This is a genomic window from Saccharopolyspora tripterygii, assembly GCF_054778355.1.
Map to the genome: position 1 here is coordinate 134738 of NZ_BAAGZP010000020.1, position 16619 is coordinate 151356.

The following is a 16619-nucleotide window of genomic DNA, read 5'->3' on the forward strand; positions in this document are numbered from 1 at the left end:
GTGGGAGGGTGTGTGGGGGAAGTTTTCATGAAAGCTTCCCCCACACACCCTCACTACATCTGAACAGGGCTAGAGCTCGCGCGGAGAGCCTGGGCCGACGTTGTGGCAGGGGCGTTTCCGCAGCTTCTCCACGTAGTCCTCGGGGGCTCCGGCGGCCTCGGCCGCGTCGGCCATCACGCCGAGGTAGCGCGCCGAGGGCAGCCCGCCCTCGTAGGCGTCGAGCACGTACATCCACGCCAGGGCGGAGCCGTCGAGGGTCTGCACCATCAGCCGCAGCTTCTTGTGCATCCCGAGCTCGGCGCCCTCCCAGTTGTCCAGGTTCTTCTCGTCTTCCGGGCTCACGTCGTAGAGCACCGTGAAGACCTGCGAACCGGGCTGCTCGACGATCGTGGCGAGGGCGCCTTCCCAGCCGTAGTCCTCGCCGCCGAAGGTCAGCCGCCAGTCCATGAGCCAGCCGGCTCCCGCCATCGGGGAATGCGGGGCGCGCTTCAACATCTGGGCCGGATCCATGTTGGATCCGTACGCGGCGTACAAAGGCACGTCCCACAGGGTAGCGATTCCACGGCCGAAAAGCGGACCGGATCGGAGCACGAATGTGGGTTTCTTGCCTCGCCCGGAGCCCGGTGCGGATCGCGCCGGGACGACGATCGCCTGCGCAGCGCTGACGATCACAGGCGGTGGCGAGAAGCGGGAGTGGCGTTCGCCACGATCACTCGTCCCGGGCGGTACCACCCGGTTTGCCCGGAGTCTTCGCGGCGTACCGTGAGTCCGGCGCCCATCGGTGTAATCGGTGACCATCGGCAACCGGGTGCCCATCGGCCAGATGGACTCAGGAGGAGCGCGAAGTGACCCGCATCGTGATCATGGGCGGCGGACCGGCGGGCTACGAGGCGGCATTGGTCGCCGCTTCCAACGGAGCGGACGTCACGCTCGTCGAGCCGGAAGGTCTCGGCGGGGCCTGCGTGCTCTACGACTGCGTTCCTTCGAAGACCTTCATCGCCTCCGCCGGGGCTCGCTCCTCCTTTCGCGACGCCGAAGAGCTCGGCATCCGGCCCTCCTCCCACGAAGCCGACGTCGAGGTCGCCGTGGTGCACGGCCGGGTCAAGGGCCTGGCCCTCGCGCAGTCGGCCGACATCCGCTCCCGCGTTCGACGCGAAGGCGTCAAGATCATCCCGGGCCGCGCCCGCTTCACCGACCCGACCCCGGGCATGGCGGTGCACCAGATCGGCGTCGACCGGGCCGACGGCACCTGCGAGGAGCTCACCGCCGACGTGGTGCTGATCGCCACGGGTGCCACGCCGCGCATCCTCAAGGACGCCGAGCCCGACGGCGAGCGCATCCTGACCTGGCGGCAGCTCTTCGACCTGCCTGACCTGCCCGAGCACCTGGCCGTCATCGGCTCCGGTGTGACCGGTGTGGAGTTCGCCTCGGCCTACACGGAGATGGGCGTCAAGGTCACCATGATCTCCAGCCGCGACCGCGTGCTGCCGCACGAGGACGCCGACGCCGCCGCCGTGCTCGAAGAGGTGTTCGCCGAGCGCGGTACCGAGGTCGTCAAGCACGCCCGCGCCGAGTCCGTCGAGCGCACTGACAAGGGCGTGATCATCCACCTCGCCGACGGCCGCACGGTCGAGGCGAGCCACGCGCTGATGACCGTGGGATCGGTGCCCAACACCGACGACATCGGCCTCGAGAAGGTCGGCATCGAGCCGGGCCGGGGTGGCTACGTCGAGGTCGACCGGGTGTCCAGGACCGGAGCCCCCGGCATCTACGCGGCCGGTGACTGCACCGGTCTGCTGCTGCTGGCCTCGGTGGCGGGCATGCAGGGCCGCATCGCGATGTGGCACGCGCTGGGCGAGGGCGTCACGCCCATCAAGCTCAAGACCGTCGCCGCGAACGTCTTCACCCACCCGGAGATCGCCACGGTCGGCATCAGCCAGCAGGCCATCGACAGCGGCGAGGTCCCGGCGCGCACCGTGATGATGCCGCTGGCGACCAACCCGCGCGCCAAGATGGAAGGTCTGCGCCGCGGTTTCCTCAAGGTCTTCTGCCGCCCGCAGACCGGTGTGGTCGTCGGCGGCGTGGTGGTCTCGCCGAACGCCAGCGAACTGATCCTGCCGATCGCGCTCGCCGTGCAGAACCAGGTGACCGTGGACAACCTGGCCAACACGTTCTCGGTGTACCCGTCGCTGTCGGGTTCGCTGACCGAGGCCGGCCGCCTGCTGATGCGCCACGACGACCTGGACTGACGCGGCGCCTCCCGCGGAGGAGGATGGCGGCATGACCGAACGCCCGGTGCTGATCTACGACGGCGACTGCGGCTTCTGCACCCGCAGCGTCCGGCTCGCCGTGCGCCTGCCGGTGAGCATGAGCGTCCGCCCGTGGCAGGAAGTCGATCTCACCGCGCTGCGCACCACCGAGGCCCGGGCCCGCCACGAGGTCCTCTGGATCGACCGCTCCGGCCGCGTCTTCGGCGGGGCGGAGGCCGTGGCCAGGCTCCTGAAGTCCTGCCGGCTCCCCTGGGCGGTGCTCGGCCGGATCATGTCGGCACCGCTGCTGCGCACCATCGCGGCCCGCGCGTACCGATGGGTCGCCGACAACCGCTCCCGCCTCCCCGGCACCACCCCCGCCTGCCAACTGCCACCCGACCAGCGGCCGGGCTGAGCCGCTGCCCCGCGCGCGGGAAAATCGGGCGACACGTCCCTTGGACCGGCGTTAGCCTGGGGGCATGCAGTGGCAGCTCTACCTCTGATCAAGCCCGCCTCAGGCGGCCTCACCGCGCGCGGGAGCACGGCTTCCCGCGGCGCGGCAACCCACCATTCCCGCCCGACATCAGGGCGTCTTGATCAGGAGTTCTGCCACCCATGTCGACACCAGTCCAGAACGTCCACCGGACCGAGCGGCGCGCGCACGTCCTGTTCGCGTCCATCCCCGCTCACGGTCACGTCAACCCCGGGCTCGGCCTCGTCGCCGAGCTGGTCGCCCGCGGGCACCGCGTCAGCTACGCCACCACCGACGAGTTCGCGCCGCAGGTCGCCGAAACCGGTGCGGAGCCGGTCCGCTACGAGTCGCTGCTACCGGGAACCTCGGGCGCCCTGCGGCCCGAGTGGCCCGACGACGAGGTCGAGGCGCAGCACCTGTTCCTCGACGAGACCGAACTCGTGGTGCCGCAGATCGAGCGGGCGTTCGCGTCCGACCGGCCCGACCTGATCGTCTACGACGTCGCCGCGTTCCCCGCTCTCGTCCTGTCGGAGAAGTGGCAGGTCCCCCGCATCCAGCTCTCCCCGACGCACGTCTACTCCCCGGGCATCGAGCAGGTGCTGGGCGGTCAGCAGGAGGACGCGCCGGAGAAAGCGGCCGTGCGGGCCCGGTACGACCGGTACTTCGCGGAGCAGGGCACCGATCTGTCCTTCGAGGACATCGGGGTGCCGGTGCGGGCCATCGTGGCGATCCCGAGGAAGTTCCAGTACTTCGGCGAGAGCGCCGAGGAGTCCTTCGAATTCGTCGGCCCGATGCTCTCGCAGCGCGCGTTCCAGGGCACCTGGAGCCCGCCGGACGACCGGCCTGTCGTGGTGATCTCGCTGGGGTCGGCCTACAACGACCGGCTCGACTTCTACCGCAGGTGCGTGGCTGCCTTCGGCGGGACGGACCAGCACGTCGTGCTGGCGGTCGGGCGGGACGTCGACCCGGCCGACCTGGCCGACGCGCCGGGCAACGTGGAGGTCCACCAGTGGATCCCGCAGCTGCAGGTGCTCTCGCACGCGGACGCGTTCATCACTCACGCGGGTATGGGCGGGGTGATGGAAGGCATGTTCCACGGCGTCCCGCTGATCGCCGCACCGCAGGCTGCGGAGCAGTTCGCCAACGCCGCGCGGATCGAGGAGCTCGATCTCGGCGTGCAGATCGACTCCGGAAGCGTCACTCCCGAGCAACTGCGGGAAGCGCTCGCCGAGGTCACCTCGAACCCGCGGATCTTGCGCCACGTGGCGGAGATGCGCCGCGAGATCGAGGAATCAGGCGGGCTCGCCCGCGCCGTCGCCCGGATCGAGTCCCTCCTCGAACGCTGATCCTCCGCCGAAACCAACTCGGCCGGGAGGATTTTCAGCGGGCGGGAAAGCGAAAGGCGGTCCGACCGCGCGGGTCGGACCGCCTTTCGCGGCAGGCTCAGATCACTCGACCCAGTCGAAGGTCTTCGTGACGGCCTTCTGCCAGTCGCGGTACTGCTTCTCGCGGATCTCGTCGGTCATCGACGGGTCCCACTGCTTGTCCTTGGCCCAGTTGCTGCGGATGTCGGCTTCGCTGCCCCAGAACCCGACCGCGAGGCCGGCCGCGTAGGCGGCGCCGAGCGCGGTGGTCTCGTTGACCACCGGCCTGATCACCGGAACGCCGAGGATGTCGGCCTGGAACTGCATCAGCAGCTCGTTGACGACCATGCCGCCGTCGACCTTCAGCGACTTCAGCGGAACGCCGGAGTCGGCGTTCATGGCCTCGATGACCTCGCGGGTCTGGAACGCCGTGGCTTCCAGGACCGCTCGGGCAAGGTGGCCGCGGTTGACGTAGCGGGTGAGCCCGACGATCGCGCCGCGCGCGTCCGAGCGCCAGTGCGGAGCGAACAGGCCGGAGAACGCGGGCACGAAGTACGCACCGCCGTTGTCGTCGACGCTCCGGGCGACCTGCTCGATCTCCGGGGCGCTGCCGATCATGCCCAGGTTGTCCCGCATCCACTGCACCAGCGAACCGGTGACCGCGATCGAGCCCTCGAGGCAGTAGACCGTGTCGTTGGTGCCGATCTTGTAGCCCACGGTCGTCAGCAGGCCGTTGTCGCTGAGGACCCGCTCGGTGCCCGTGTTGAGCAGCACGAAGTTGCCTGTGCCGTAGGTGTTCTTGGCTTCACCGGGCGACAGGCAGGCCTGGCCGAAGGTGGCCGCCTGCTGGTCGCCGAGGATGCCTGCGATCGGGACCCCGGCGAACACACCGCGCTCGCGGAACTGGCCGTAGACCTCCGAGGAGGACCGGATCTCCGGCAGCATCGACATCGGGATGCCGATCTCGGCGCAGATGTCCGGATCCCACTGCAGGGTCTCCAGGTCCATCAGCAGCGTGCGCGAGGCGTTGGTCGGATCGGTGACGTGCAGCCCGCCGTCCGGACCACCGGTGCAGTTCCACAGCACCCAGGTGTCCATGTTGCCGAACAGCAGCTCGCCCTTCTCGGCGCGCTCGCGGATGCCGTCGACGTTGTCGAGCATCCACTTCACCTTCGGCCCGGAGAAGTAGGTGGCCAGCGGCAGCCCGGTCTTGGACTGGAAGCGGTTCTGCCCCTCCGTCGCGCCGAGCTCGCTGACGATCTCGTCGGTCCGGGTGTCCTGCCAGACGATGGCGTTGTAGACCGGTTTGCCGGTGGCCTTGTCCCAGACCACCGTCGTCTCGCGCTGGTTGGTGATGCCGCAGGCGGCGATGTCGGACGAGACCAGGTCGGCGCTGGCCAGAGCGCCCGCGCACACCTGGCGGACGTTGTCCCAGATCTCGAGCGGGTCGTGCTCGACCCAGCCGGCCTTCGGGAACAGCTGGCGGTGCTCCTTCTGGTTGACCGCGACCACCCTGCCGGAGTGGTCGAAGATCATGCACCGCGATGAAGTGGTTCCCTGGTCGATGGCGGCGACGTACGAGGCCATCTTTCACACCTTCCTTGTCAGCTGCTGATGGGGAGGGCGAGTGCGAGCAGTCCCGCCAGCACGCCGCCGATGATCGGGCCCGCGATCGGGACCCACGAGTAACCCCACTCGGCCGATCCCTTGCCGCGGATGGGCAGGATCGCGTAGGCGATGCGCGGCCCCAGGTCGCGCGCCGGGTTGATGGCGTAACCGGTCGGCCCGCCGAGCGAGTTGCCGATGCCGATCACGATGAACGCGACCGCGGCGTAGCCGAGCGCGGCGTTGCCGAAGTCCGGCACACCGGCGGTGTCGCCCGGGCTTGCCGGCGGGTTGGTGATGATCCAGAACACCAGCACGAAGGTGCCGATGATCTCGGTGATCATGTTCCACGGAGCGTTCGGCACGGTCGGCCCGGTGCAGAAGATCCCCCGGGTGTCGGCAGGAGCCTCCGTCGTGTCGAACTGCAACTTGTAGGCCGCCCAGCACAGCACCGCGCCCAGCGTGGCACCGATGATCTGCGCGATGATGTAGACCGGGACCTGCGACCACGCGGTGTCCCCGTAGATCGCGAGTCCGATGGTGACCGCGGGGTTGATGTGCGCCCCGGAAGGTTCGGCGATGCTCGCACCGGCGAAAACCGCGAAGCCCCAGCCGAAGTTCACCAGCAGCCAGCCGCCGCCCACTCCGAGGCTCCTGCTCAGGGTCACGTTCGCGACCACGCCGCAACCCATCAGGGTCAGTATCGCCGTCCCGAGCAGCTCCCAGAGGAATACCTCGCCAAGACTGGTCATTCTCCCGTTCCCCTCGTGATGCCGCCGTTGGCACAGGCGGGTCTTCGGTGTCTGTCCGACATGGAGCGAGTCGGGACGGTACTGCCGCATGGCAACACGTGTCCATCAGTGCCGCCAGTCGTGCGCAGCGCGTTCGTCTGTACCGCCTAATCCGCAGCTCGCCCGGTGGTAGCGCGGAATGCCGAAGATCGCCGGTACCGGCTTTTCGGCGCGGGTGGCACCGTCGTCCGGCACGCCCGGATCGACTGATCGATCCCGGCTACCGAACGACACCTTAATCACAACAACTGTGTGAAAAGAAGCGTTGCGGGTCGGTCGAGATGGTGTTTTTATCGAGTTGTACGGTGAGCGTGTGGTGGAGGACGTGACCCCACCGCTCGCAGGCCATCCGGAACGAGGAGCCACCCATGTCCGGCCGACGACCGTCCGGCAAGCAGCAGGACCGGCGCCGCAAGATCACCGAGCTGGTGATGGCGGAGGGAACGCTGCGCATCGACGATCTGGTCGCGACCATCGGCGCCAGCGCCATGACCGTGTACCGGGACCTCGCCGACCTCGAGTCGCAGGGCCTGGTCCACCGCAACCGGGGCAACGTCTCGGCCGCGTCGTCGCTGCTCTACGAAGCCGCCTCGGAATACCGGTTGCAGCAGAACCAGGTGGAGAAGGAGGAGTTGGCCCGTGCCGCCGCCGAGCTCATCGAGCCCGGCCAGGCGCTGGTGCTCGACGACTCCACGACCGGTGTGCACCTGGCTCGGCTGCTGCCCGAGCGCGCGCCGCTGACCGTCGTCACCAACCACAGGGGCGTTTTCGACGAGCTGTCCGCGGCACCCGGGATCAGCCTGATCTGCATCGGCGGTGACTACCTGCCGTGGGCCGACGCGTTCGTCGGTGGCATGGCGCTGGATTCGCTGCGCAACCTGCGGGTGGACCTGGCGATCATGTCGGTGTCCGCGGTGACCGACGGCATCTGCTGCTACCCGCAGCAGGAGATGGTGCAGATCAAGAAGGCGATGCTCGCCGCGGCGCAGCGCACCGTGCTCTACGTCGACCACACGAAGTTCCGCAGGCGCGCGCTGCACGCGGTCGCTCCCGTCGAGGACTTCGACATCGTCATCGTCGATTCGCAGACCCCGAGCAGCCAGATCGAGGTGCTGCGCGAGAGGGGCGCGCTCGTCGAACAAGCGTCCGCGGCGGGCCGCGCTGCGGCAGGCACGCAGGGGGCTGGTCGGGCATGATGACCAACGGGGAGCGCCGTCTGCGCGCAGGACCGGTGACGCGTGCCGGGAGCCGCGGGAGCTGCGGGCGAGCGGCGCTGCCGCGAACCGGAAAACCGTTCGCACGACGCGGTTCTCCGGCTGGGACGCCGAAGCGCCGCGCATCGCACGTGCTCGTCGAGCGGCACGCGGAGCCGGCGGGCCCCTGAGGATCCGCCACGTGCACCGCCAACCAGAACGAGTCCACACAAGCAGCCATCAACGGTGGGACGCGACCGAAGCGAGGAGGACGCGGTGTCCAAAGACAAGACCGAGACCGGAAACCGGCTGAAGGGCACGCTGGGACCCACCGAGCGGGCCGAGAACTGGAAGCGGCTCGGAACCGAGGAATTCGACGTCGTGGTGATCGGCGGTGGCGTGACCGGTGCCGGCGCGGCGCTGGACGCGGCCACCCGAGGACTGCGGGTCGCGCTGGTCGAGGCCCGCGACCTGGCGGCCGGGACGTCGAGTCGATCCAGCAAGCTCTTCCACGGCGGGCTCCGCTACCTGGAGCAGCTGGAGTTCTCGCTCGTGCGCGAGGCGCTGCGGGAGCGCGAGCTGATGCTGACGCGGATCGCTCCGCACCTGGTCAAGCCGGTTCCGTTCCTCTACCCGCTGACCCGCCGGTTCTGGGAGCGCCCCTACACCGCGGCCGGCCTGCTCATGTACGACACGATGGGCGGCGCCCGGTCGGTGCCGGGGCAGAAGCACCTCAGCCGCGCGGGCGCGCTGCGCATGGTCCCGGCGCTCAAGAGCAGCGCCCTGATCGGCGGCATCCGCTACTACGACGCGCAGGCCGACGACGCCCGGCACACCATGACCGTCGCCCGCACCGCGGCGCGCTACGGCGCGGTGGTCACGACCTCCACGCAGGTCACCGGGTTCCTGCGGGAAGCCGACCGGGTCGCCGGACTCCGGGTGCGCGACGTGGAGACCGCGGAGGAGGTCGAGGTCCGCGCCCACGCCGTGATCAACGCGACCGGCGTGTGGACCGACGAGCTGCAGAAGCTCTCCGGAGGTCGCGGGCGGTTCCGCGTCCGCTCCAGCAAGGGCGTGCACATCGTCGTCCCGCGCGACCGGATCGTCGCCGAGAGCGGCATGATCCTGCGCACCGAGAAGTCCGTGCTGTTCGTCATCCCGTGGGGCAACCACTGGATCATCGGCACCACCGACACCGACTGGCACCTCGACCTGGCGCACCCGTCGGCGACCAAGGCCGACATCGACTACCTGCTCGAACACGTCAACTCGGTGCTGGCCACCCCGTTGACGCACGACGACATCGAGGGCGTCTACGCCGGGCTCCGGCCGCTGCTGGCGGGCGAGAGCGAGGAGAGCTCCAAGCTCTCCCGCGAGCACGCGGTCGCGCGGGTGGCTCCGGGCCTGGTGGCCATCGCCGGTGGCAAGTACACGACCTACCGGGTCATGGCCGCCGACGCCGTCGACACCATCTCGCCGGACATCCCCGGCCGGATGGCCTCGTCGATCACCGACCAGGTCCCGCTGATCGGGGCCGACGGCTACCACGCGCTGGTCAACCAGGCCGACCAGCTGGCGGCGGCGCACGGCGTGCACCCGTACCGGATCCGGCACCTGCTGGACCGCTACGGCTCGGAGATCCACGACGTGCTCGGCACCGCCGAGAAGCGTCCCGAGCTGCTCAAACCGGTTCCCGCCGCGCCGAACTACCTGCAGGCCGAGATCGTCTACGCGTGCAGCCACGAAGGCGCGATGCACCTGGAGGACGTGCTCACCCGGCGCACCCGGATCTCCATCGAGTACCCGCACCGAGGTGTGGACTGCGCCGACGCCGTCGCCCGGTTGATGGCCGAGGTGCTCGGCTGGGACGAGAAGACCATCGCCCGCGAGATCGCGGTCTACACCGAACGGGTCCAGGCGGAGCGGGATTCGCAGACCGAACCGAGCGACCAGGCGGCCGACGCCAAGCGCTCGGCGGCCCCGGAAGCCCGCAACAGCCTCATCGAACCCGTGGTCTGACGCGGCGCACGGCATTCGAGTTTCGCGCGAAATTCGACTCCCGACTTCGGGACTCGAATTTCGCGCGAAATGTGAACGCGGGTCGCCGCGGGACTGCGGTCACCGCACCGCTGAACCGGTGACCTCGGCGAGGAGCTCGTCGACGAGCCCGACCAGGCGGCGGTTGTCGGCCGGAGCGATCGTGCTCCACGCCTCCCCGGAGGGGGAGGTGGTGCGGAGCTGCGCGTAGCGCCCGAGTGCGGTGTCGAAGAACCCGACGACGCGCTCCGCCCGCTCGCGCCGACCGTGCGGGAGTCGCGCGGCCGCACCGAACTGCCCCTGCGCCACAACACCGGCGACCATCCCGGCCAGCGCTTCGGCGTCGTCGGGACGGACCCCTCGGCGTTGCAGCGCCGGCAGCAGCTGCTCGGCCTTGTCTCCGACCTCCGCCGCGGCCTCGTCGAGCGCGGCACTGGGCACCGACACCGACCGCCCCGGTCCGGGAGCCAGTTCCGGCAGCCGCGAGACCGCCGCGCGCGGGAGCCCCGACGCGGAAGTCGGGGAGAAGCTCAGGTGCTCGCCGTCCTTGACCGCGAGCACGGCGCGCTCGCCGATGCTCTCGGCCGCCGCCAGCACCCGGACGCTGCGCTGCAACCAGCTCCGCCCGTCGACCTCCCGGCCGGGCTCGGCGACCAGCCGCAGCATCCGCTCCAGCTCCGCGTCGATCGCGCCGCCGCTGATCAGGCCGCGCTTGGTGAGCGCGCGCCACGCGGAGGCGACCAGCTTCGCCCGGTCGGCGTGGGTGCGCCCCGGTGACGGGACCTTGAGGACCAGCGGAACGCTGTCGATCTCCAGGTGTTCGGTGAGCACGTCGAATTCCAGCGCCGAGAGGTTGATCAACTCCTCGGCCCGCCGAGCGGTGTTCATCGACCCGGCTCGCCGCCGATCACCGGACGGGAACTGGTCTGCTGCTCGCCGAAGAACCCGCCGTCGCCCAGCTTCTCGGTGACCTCGTGCTCCACGGCGTCGTCCCGGCCGCCCTTGGCGCGCTTGCCGGACGACCGCCCGGAGGCGGTGCCGGTCGGGCGAGTCGTGCGCCGGCCCTCCGGTCTCGTGCCGGGAGCAGCGCTGCTGCTGCCGGTCCCACCGGCCGGTGAACCGGTGCTCGGGGCGGCCGTGGGACCCCAGCTGATCGTCACCTGCGGGGCGCCGACCGGGGTCCTGGCCCCGCCCGAGGCAGGGGCGTCCACCACGACCTGCGGCGGTGCTGTGAACGAGGCCAGCGACGTGGTGTTGGCCTGAGTGGAGGCCTCGTAGGTGCGCATCACGTCGAACGCGCGCTGCTCCGCGGCGTGCTGCCGGGCCTCCTCGACCTCGTAGTCGGTCTGCCCGCCGAACAGGTGCGTCAGCGCGGTCGTCGCGGCCCCGGGTTCCTCGCTCGTCACCGCCACCGGGGGCGGCATCTCGCTGCGGGCCTTGCTGATGAACTCGGCCTGCTGCTCGGCGCGCTCGCGCATCACGGTGGTCGCCTGCTGCGCCAGCACCGCCCACTCACCCAGCGGGCGGAGTCCGGCGTTCGCGCTGTCGGCCGCGGCGCCCTGCCACCCGCTCCGCGCGGCGGAGGTCGCGGCGGCCAGACCGCCGTCGATCTCGCCGAGAGCGCGGGTCAGCTCGCTCCAGCGGCGGACGCTGTCGGTCGAGCCGTGCGCCCCCGGGCCCTCGTTGATCTGCGCGTACAGCTCGGCGTGCCGGTAGCCCTGCCATCGGTGGTCACCCATCGCTGATCAGCAACCCCCGCCCAGACCGGCCGCGCTCTCGTTGTCGATCAGCTCGTACTGGCGGCCTGCCGCCTGCAACGACTCGGCGGCCGCCTGCAGCTGGTCGCGGTAACCGCACAACGCCGTCAACGCGTCCTCGCCACCGCCGACCGATCGCTCGTTGAACTGCTCGGCCGCGTCCGTGCTGACCGGGTCACCGGCCCACGGGCGGATGCGGAGCTCGGTGATGGCGTGCTCGATCTGCAGCCCGACCGCGTCCAGCGACTCCTGCAGCGAGTTGACCAGACGCGGAATCGCGGTGGGCTCGACCTGCATCGAGCCCCCGGACCCCGCGCCGTACGGGTCCGTCAAAGGCACGTCGCCCCCTCCCACAGGTGAAACGTCCGCCGGACACTGTATCCGCGATCTGTCACGCTGTGGAGTCCGCCATACGCGGGGAGTGCTGCCGGATCAGGGCGTCGAGTCGGACGAGCGCTGCGTGGAGCCGCCGGGAGCGGAGGTCTCCGAGCTGGTGGACGGCGGGTGAGCCAGGGTCCGCACCGCTTCCTCGGCGACCCGCTGAGCGCCCGAGCACAACTGGTCGACCGGTGGCGGCGGCTGCCCGCCGTCGTCGCGGTAGAGCACGTCCAGGTGCTGGCCCTCGGCCACGTCCACCGCGACGTTGCAGGACAGGTCCAGGCCCGGGGTCTTGATCACCAGCGCCGGGAAGCCCTCCACCAGGATCGGCGAGGCCTCGACCTGCGCGGTGTCGTCGGTCCACACCCGCATGCTCTCGGTGGTGATCAACGCGAGCCGGGCGCCGACCTTGGCCGTGGTGTTGCGGTAGCTGCAGGTGGCGGCGTTGCCGAAGCCCGCGTCGGAGTCCGGCAGCGGCTCGCGGTCGAAGCCCAGCTGGCTGCGCTGGTCGGTGGTGAGCAGCTCGCACGGGTCGACGCCGTCCAGACCGAGGTCGAACGGCCGCGGCGGCAGCGAGGGCGGTGCGCTGGTGACCGGCGCGGGCGGCGGTGGCGGCGGCGCCGTGCCGGCCGTCGGGGCCGACTGCCAGATTCCGCACCCGGTGAGGGTGAGGGCGCCGAGGCCGAGCAACGCGCTGAGACGTCGGACCCCGTTGGGCCGCGAGCTGTGCATGGACATCACCGTAACGAAACGTGGTCGACGGTGACGGTAGGTCCTCACCTGCGTCGCCAGGTCAACCAGACGACCGCCAGCGTCGGGAACAACAAGATCAGCCCGATGGGCCGCGCGAGCACCAGGAGAACCATCAGCAGCGCGACCGCGCCGACGGTCAGAGCGAGGTTTCCCGGCGACGGCCCTGGGCGTGTCGCGGAGGGAGCCAGGGCGCTCGACGGACGCGGTCCGGGCAGGTCCTCGAAGAGCACGTCGAGCTCGGATCCGAAGCGCGCGGCAGCGGCGTGCCTGCTCCGCTCGTCGTACTCGGCGAGCTCCAGGCGCCCGGCCGAGAAGTGCTCGCCGAGCTGCTGGATGGCCCGCTCCCGCTCGGGGTCACCGATGCGCAGGTCTTTTCCCCGCCGACCGCTGTCCACACGCCCATCCTACGGACGAACAATCACCCGACCGAGTGCCCAGGCGGGTTGCGCGCGGCGGCGCGGAATTCGCGCCCGCCGCGCGCAGCGGGCCTCAGGCCGTCGCCGGTTCGCGCCCGCCCAGCAGCGGCGGCGCGCTGGACGCGCTCAGCACCTCGTCGTCGAGGACGTCCTCGCTGCGGGCCACGATCACCGGGACGGCGATCTGGCCGGCGACGTTGGTGGCGGTGCGCATCATGTCCATGATCGGGTCGACCGCGTAGGCGATCGCGATGCCGGTGGCGACCACCTCGGGCGGGAAGCCCAGGGCGCCCACGGTCAGCGTCAGCATGGTGAACCAGCCGGTCACGCCGGCCGTGGCGATCGAGCCGAACACCGCCACGGCGATGATCGTCAGGTACTGCAGCGGGCCCAGGTGGATGCCGAAGAGGTGGGCGATGAACAGCGATCCGATGGCCGGGTAGATCGCCGCGCAGCCGTCCATCTTGGTCGTGCTGGCCAGCGGGACCGCGAAGCTCGCGTACGACGGCGGAACACCGAGGTTCTCCGCCGCCTGGCGGGTCATCGGCAGGCTCGCGCCGGACGAGCGCGAGACGAACGCGAACTGCAGCACCGTCCACGACTTGGCGAAGAACCGGGCCGGGCTGACCTTGGCGACCAGCCCCAGCAACAGCGGGTAGACCGCGAACAGCACCAGCAGGCAGGCCACGTAGGTGGAGCCGATGAGCTTGACCAGCGGCAGGAAGAACTCGTTGCCGTAGGTGGCCACCGCGTTGCCGATCAGGCCCAGGGTGCCCAGCGGGGCGAGTCGGATGATCCAGCCCAGCACGCGCTGGATGACCTCGAACGCGGCCTTGTTGAACTCGACGAACGGCGCGGCCTTGTCACCGAGGCTGTAGGTGGCGGCGCCGATGATCAGCGACACGAACACCACCTGCAGCGTCTCGCCCTCGGCGAAGGCGCTGATCAGGTTCTCCGGGACCAGACCGTTGAGCAGGTCCAGCCAGGAGCCCTGCGTCTTCTGGCCGATCGCTTGCAGCTTCTCGGGATCGGGTTCGATGAGCAGTCCGCGACCGGGCTGGAACAGCCAGCCCACGACGAGACCGATCACCACCGCGATCAGCGAGGTGATCGCGAACCACAGCGCGGTCTTGCCGCCGAGCCGGGCGGCGGCGCGGCCACCTCCGAGCCCGCGCAGGCTGTTGATGCCCACCACGATCGCCGTGAAGATCAGCGGCAGCACGGTGAAGCTCAGCAGCTTGGTGAACGTGGAGCCGATCGTGTCCAGGGCGGTGATCAGCCAGTCGGCTCCGGTCTGCTTGGCGACCCAGCCGAGCAGCGCGCCGAGGACGAGCGAGGCGAGAACGGCGACGGCGAACAGCTTCGGGTTGAAGCGCAGGCGTAACCGCCCGGCGTTGTCGGACACAGGGATCTCCTGGAGACGTGAAGGATGGGTGCCCGGATGGGCGTGATGAGCGCTGGGCGGCGCGAGCACCGCAGGTGAGCGCTGGGGCGGCGGGAGCGCCGCGGGAGGCGCGGCCGAGCGGGGGCGTCAGCTCGGGCCGGCGGAGATCAGCGACAGACGCAGCTGGCCTGCCGTCGGAGATCGACGTGCAGGCGAGAGGTCAGGAACCACCGTCGCGGGACAGCCATAGCGACTCAAATTAACCACTCGAACGAGGGAAAAAGTCCCGAAGGCGCCCGTTCTGTGCCGCGCTTCACCCCGATGCCGGCATCGCAGGGGGCAGTTTTGGTCCGAACCGTCCATGATCAATGCCCGAAATGTCGGGTCAATTCGGACCAAAACTGACCACGGGTGACGCCCGGTCCCAACGGCGCGGGCCACCGGAGCCGGGTTGCCCCCGCGGTCAGGGGGTGGGGTGGTTCCAGAGGGTGGTGATGGGGAGGTTGAGGTGGGCGAGGAGTCGGCGGGTGAGGGGGAGGCTGATGCCGAGGACGCTCGACGGGTCGCCGTCGACGCCCTCGATGAACCAGCCGCCGAAGCCCTCCAGCGTGAAACCGCCCGCCACGTGCAGCGGCTCGCCGGTGGCGACGTACGCGTCGATCTCGGCCTCGCTCGGTGTGCCGAAGCGGACCGTCGTGCTCAGGTGACCTGCCGTCCGATCGGTCACCGCGCCGTCGCGCAGCCGCACGATCGCGTGCCCGGTGAGCAGTTCGCCGCTGGTGCCCGCGTTCTGCGCCCACCGCTGGGCCGCGACCTCCGGCGTCCCGGGCTTGCCGACGATCTCCCCGCCCGCCATCAGCAGCATCGAGTCGCACCCGACGATCACCGCGTCGGGCTCGGAACCGGTGAGCTCGGCCGCGACCGCCTCGGCCTTGGCCTGCGCGAGCGCGGTGACCAGCTCGGCGGGCGTGGGGTCGGTGAGCGACGCGGCCACCGCGTCCTCGTCGACGCCCGAGACCTTCACGAGCGGGTCGATCCCGGCGGAGCGGAGCACGGACAGCCGGGCGGGCGAGGCGGAAGCAAGCACGAAGCGCACGCGCCAGATCGTATGTCCCGCCCCTTGGCCCCGGTGGCTGGGCGGCCACCACCGACCGGCTTAGGAGTCGTTTCAGAATGCGGCGGAGCCGCTGTTTCAGGTGTGGGACTCAGCCGGCACCGCCGCGGGTTCTCACACGCCGTCTGGCGAGTACGCCGCGACGACCTGTATTGGCATACCTGAGGAGTGGCGCACGGAGTCCAGGCGGCGTGTGAGGTTCCGCTACCCGCACCGCCAAGCAAGGTGATTCCGCAATGTCCCCTTAGGCTGAGCGGGTGAGCACCGAGGTTCTGCTGAACGGGGACCGGCTGCGGCGGCGGCTGGTCGACGAGGGTCCCTACACCGCGCTGGACGTGGTCGCCGTGACCGGCTCCACCAACTCCGACCTGGTCGCCGAGGCAGGTCGGGGCGCCGCCGACCGCACGGTGCTGATCGCCGAGGAGCAGAGCGCCGGCCGAGGGAGGATGCAGCGGGAGTGGATCTCCCCGCGCGGTTCGGGCCTGTTCGTGAGCGTGCTGCTGCGTCCCGGGGTGCCGCCGTCGGCGGTGGCCTGGATGCCGCTGATCGCCGGGATCGCCCTCGCCGAGACCGTCGAGCGGACCACCGGCGTGCCCGCTGGCCTGAAGTGGCCCAACGATCTGCTGCTCGGCGCCGGTGACGACTGGCGCAAGGGCGCCGGGATCCTCTCCGAGGCGCTGGCCGGGCCGGAAGGGATGGCGCTGGTCCTGGGCATGGGCGTCAACATCCGGCAGCAGCGCGAGGACCTCCCCACCGGCGCGGGTGGGCTGCCGGCGACCTCGCTGACCGCCGAGGGCGCGACCGTGGATCGCGAGGACTTCGCGGCCGAGCTGCTGGCCGCGCTCGCCGAGGCCGAGGGGCTGTGGCGGACCGCGGGCGGGGACGTGGAGTCCACCGGGCTGCTCGACCGCTACCGCCGGCGGTGCCGGACGCTGGGCCAGCGGGTGCGGGTCGAGCTCGGTGGTGATGCCGACCTGCACGGGCTGGCCACCGACATCGATTCCTCCGGCAGGCTCGTGGTCGCCGCCGATGACGGCGAGCCCACGGCGGTGTCGGCGGGGGACGTGGTGCACGTCCGCAGGAGCTGAGGGTCCTTCACGCCCGGG

The 16619-nt window shown here is 70.5% G+C and carries 17 protein-coding genes; 6 read left to right on the top strand and 11 right to left on the bottom strand.

Annotated elements, in window-relative coordinates:
- Positions 1-69: 69 nt before the first annotated feature.
- Positions 70-540: a gamma-glutamylcyclotransferase gene (locus ACYVF3_RS16585; RefSeq protein WP_461155127.1), complete on the bottom strand. Its 471-nt coding sequence runs from the start codon at positions 538-540 to the stop codon at positions 70-72.
- Between the two features lie 305 nt (positions 541-845).
- On the opposite strand from ACYVF3_RS16585, the gene ACYVF3_RS16590 reads away from it, so the two are divergent.
- From ACYVF3_RS16590 to ACYVF3_RS16600, 3 genes are all read left to right on the top strand, one after another.
- On the top strand, positions 846-2249 hold the full coding sequence (locus ACYVF3_RS16590; RefSeq protein WP_461155128.1) for an NAD(P)H-quinone dehydrogenase: 1404 nt from the start codon (positions 846-848) through the stop codon (positions 2247-2249).
- Between the two features lie 31 nt (positions 2250-2280).
- Positions 2281-2664 (top strand): thiol-disulfide oxidoreductase DCC family protein, encoded by a 384-nt coding sequence (locus ACYVF3_RS16595; RefSeq protein WP_461155129.1) that lies wholly within the window; start codon positions 2281-2283, stop codon positions 2662-2664.
- Between the two features lie 200 nt (positions 2665-2864).
- Positions 2865-4067, top strand: a complete 1203-nt coding sequence (locus ACYVF3_RS16600; protein WP_461155130.1) for a macrolide family glycosyltransferase — start codon at positions 2865-2867, stop codon at positions 4065-4067.
- Positions 4068-4169: 102 nt separating this feature from the next.
- Here ACYVF3_RS16600 and glpK read toward each other — a convergent pair whose 3' ends face one another.
- Positions 4170-5672 (bottom strand): glycerol kinase GlpK, encoded by a 1503-nt coding sequence (gene glpK / locus ACYVF3_RS16605; RefSeq protein ID WP_461155131.1) that lies wholly within the window; start codon positions 5670-5672, stop codon positions 4170-4172.
- A 17-nt stretch (positions 5673-5689) separates the two neighbouring features.
- Positions 5690-6442: an MIP/aquaporin family protein gene (locus ACYVF3_RS16610; RefSeq protein ID WP_145744076.1), complete on the bottom strand. Its 753-nt coding sequence runs from the start codon at positions 6440-6442 to the stop codon at positions 5690-5692.
- Positions 6443-6849: 407 nt separating this feature from the next.
- Here ACYVF3_RS16610 and ACYVF3_RS16615 point away from each other — a divergent pair, with 407 nt between their 5' ends.
- Together ACYVF3_RS16615 and glpD are read left to right on the top strand one after the other, a co-directional pair.
- On the top strand, positions 6850-7677 hold the full coding sequence (locus tag ACYVF3_RS16615) for a DeoR/GlpR family DNA-binding transcription regulator (protein WP_461155132.1): 828 nt from the start codon (positions 6850-6852) through the stop codon (positions 7675-7677).
- 273 nt (positions 7678-7950) lie between these two features.
- A complete protein-coding gene (gene glpD, locus ACYVF3_RS16620; protein ID WP_461155133.1) occupies positions 7951-9693 on the top strand; it encodes a glycerol-3-phosphate dehydrogenase in 1743 nt (580 codons plus the stop codon).
- Between the two features lie 99 nt (positions 9694-9792).
- Here glpD and ACYVF3_RS16625 read toward each other — a convergent pair whose 3' ends face one another.
- From ACYVF3_RS16625 to ACYVF3_RS16660, 8 genes are all read right to left on the bottom strand, one after another.
- Positions 9793-10599: an ESX secretion-associated protein EspG gene (locus tag ACYVF3_RS16625; RefSeq protein WP_461155134.1), complete on the bottom strand. Its 807-nt coding sequence runs from the start codon at positions 10597-10599 to the stop codon at positions 9793-9795.
- Complete coding sequence (locus ACYVF3_RS16630; protein ID WP_461155135.1) at positions 10596-11450, bottom strand: PPE domain-containing protein; 855 nt, start codon at positions 11448-11450, stop codon at positions 10596-10598. The genes ACYVF3_RS16625 and ACYVF3_RS16630 overlap by 4 nt, the downstream gene beginning before the upstream one ends.
- Positions 11451-11456: 6 nt before the next feature.
- Complete coding sequence (locus tag ACYVF3_RS16635) at positions 11457-11807, bottom strand: hypothetical protein (protein ID WP_461155136.1); 351 nt, start codon at positions 11805-11807, stop codon at positions 11457-11459.
- 93 nt (positions 11808-11900) lie between these two features.
- Positions 11901-12578: a DUF3558 domain-containing protein gene (locus tag ACYVF3_RS16640; protein WP_461155137.1), complete on the bottom strand. Its 678-nt coding sequence runs from the start codon at positions 12576-12578 to the stop codon at positions 11901-11903.
- 44 nt (positions 12579-12622) lie between these two features.
- Entirely contained in the window at positions 12623-12994 is a 372-nt protein-coding gene (locus ACYVF3_RS16645; RefSeq protein WP_461155138.1) for a DUF1707 SHOCT-like domain-containing protein, read from the bottom strand.
- Positions 12995-13088: 94 nt separating this feature from the next.
- Positions 13089-14420: a dicarboxylate/amino acid:cation symporter gene (locus tag ACYVF3_RS16650; protein ID WP_461155139.1), complete on the bottom strand. Its 1332-nt coding sequence runs from the start codon at positions 14418-14420 to the stop codon at positions 13089-13091.
- 146 nt (positions 14421-14566) lie between these two features.
- Positions 14567-14647 carry a putative leader peptide gene (locus ACYVF3_RS16655; RefSeq protein WP_461155350.1) on the bottom strand — a complete coding sequence of 27 codons (81 nt, stop codon included), beginning with the start codon at positions 14645-14647 and terminating at the stop codon, positions 14567-14569.
- A gap of 215 nt (positions 14648-14862) precedes the next feature.
- Complete coding sequence (locus ACYVF3_RS16660; protein ID WP_461155140.1) at positions 14863-15495, bottom strand: Maf family protein; 633 nt, start codon at positions 15493-15495, stop codon at positions 14863-14865.
- A gap of 275 nt (positions 15496-15770) precedes the next feature.
- On the opposite strand from ACYVF3_RS16660, the gene ACYVF3_RS16665 reads away from it, so the two are divergent.
- On the top strand, positions 15771-16601 hold the full coding sequence (locus ACYVF3_RS16665; RefSeq protein WP_461155141.1) for a biotin--[acetyl-CoA-carboxylase] ligase: 831 nt from the start codon (positions 15771-15773) through the stop codon (positions 16599-16601).
- Positions 16602-16619 lie beyond the last annotated feature (18 nt).

Bases quoted from the DNA above. Each gene is read 5' to 3' on its own strand.
- ACYVF3_RS16595 (WP_461155129.1), top strand. From the start codon at position 2,281: ATGACCGAACGCCCGGTGCTGATCTACGACGGCGACTGCGGCTTCTGC.
- ACYVF3_RS16600 (WP_461155130.1), top strand. From the start codon at position 2,865: ATGTCGACACCAGTCCAGAACGTCCACCGGACCGAGCGGCGCGCGCAC.
- glpK (WP_461155131.1), bottom strand. From the start codon at position 5,672: ATGGCCTCGTACGTCGCCGCCATCGACCAGGGAACCACTTCATCGCGG.
- ACYVF3_RS16610 (WP_145744076.1), bottom strand. From the start codon at position 6,442: ATGACCAGTCTTGGCGAGGTATTCCTCTGGGAGCTGCTCGGGACGGCG.
- ACYVF3_RS16615 (WP_461155132.1), top strand. From the start codon at position 6,850: ATGTCCGGCCGACGACCGTCCGGCAAGCAGCAGGACCGGCGCCGCAAG.
- ACYVF3_RS16625 (WP_461155134.1), bottom strand. From the start codon at position 10,599: ATGAACACCGCTCGGCGGGCCGAGGAGTTGATCAACCTCTCGGCGCTG.
- ACYVF3_RS16630 (WP_461155135.1), bottom strand. From the start codon at position 11,450: ATGGGTGACCACCGATGGCAGGGCTACCGGCACGCCGAGCTGTACGCG.
- ACYVF3_RS16640 (WP_461155137.1), bottom strand. From the start codon at position 12,578: ATGCACAGCTCGCGGCCCAACGGGGTCCGACGTCTCAGCGCGTTGCTC.
- ACYVF3_RS16655 (WP_461155350.1), bottom strand. From the start codon at position 14,647: ATGGCTGTCCCGCGACGGTGGTTCCTGACCTCTCGCCTGCACGTCGAT.